The sequence below is a fragment of the Imperialibacter sp. genome, from assembly GCF_040222385.1.
In the GTDB taxonomy this organism is placed as follows: domain Bacteria; phylum Bacteroidota; class Bacteroidia; order Cytophagales; family Cyclobacteriaceae; genus Imperialibacter.
In genome coordinates this window covers 1-929 of sequence record NZ_JAVKDF010000070.1, presented here as the reverse complement: position 1 = coordinate 929, position 929 = coordinate 1, and the positions used below count along the sequence as shown (strand labels likewise).

The window sequence follows — 929 nt, the reverse complement described above, 5'->3', positions numbered from 1 at the left end:
CACATTTTCAATCGGGGAATCAACGGCACACAAGTATTTTTTGAGCCAAAAAATTACGATTACTTTTTGAAGCAGTACAAGCTGTTCGTTCACCCTTTTGTAGAAACGTTTGCTTACTGCTTGCTCGGCAATCACTTTCATTTGCTGGTAAGGGTGAGAGAAATAACACAACTGGATTTGGTGATAAAAAAAGATAAAGACAAACCCTACTACTGGCACATAAGCAATGGTTTCTCCAGCTTTCTAAAAAGCTACACCCGGGCGGTGAACAGCATGTACAATAGAACAGGAGGGTTGTTTGAAACGCCTTTCAAGCGTATCGAGGTCAGGGAAGAGTCTTATTTCTCCGCCCTGATCGCTTACATTCACTGGAATCCCGAGAAGCATGGATTGGTAAAAGACTTCAGGAACTACCCCTACTCGTCGTATCAGGAACACCTGCAGGAAGCCCCAACTTTCTTAAGCCGTCAGGCTGTGCTGGATTGGTTCGGAGGAAAAGAGCAGTACCAGGCGTTTCATCTTCAAAAGAAACTACCTCCGCTAGACGAAAAGTGGTTGCTCGAATAAGGGTTTTGAACTAAAGAGGTTACTCTATGCGTCCCTGCCGATGTAACCTCTTTAGTCTGTAACGAATCGTTTCCCAAAGATTAAAGAGGTTACACTTTCTTTGGGGCAGAGTAACCTCTTTGATTTGGAGTAGCTCTTTATCCGAAATCCTTATATTGAGTCAACAACTAATTCGATCTATGGACATACGAAACGCCAAACTACATCCCGACCAGTATTTCCACATTTTCAATCGGGGAATCAACGGCACACAAGTATTTTTTGAGCCAAAAAATTACGATTACTTTTTGAAGCAGTACAAGCTGTTCGTTCACCCTTTTGTAGAAACGTTTGCTTACTGCTTGCTCGGCAATCACTTTCAT

At 42.6% G+C, this 929-nt stretch carries 2 protein-coding genes; both read left to right on the top strand.

Annotation, left to right across the window (positions count from 1 at the left end):
- The coding region (locus RIG68_RS28865) for a hypothetical protein (protein WP_350130511.1) at positions 1-567 on the top strand (567 nt) is incomplete at its 5' end.
- Positions 568-746: 179 nt separating this feature from the next.
- Positions 747-929: transposase (locus RIG68_RS28860; protein WP_502880729.1), on the top strand; the 183-nt coding region annotated here is incomplete at its 3' end.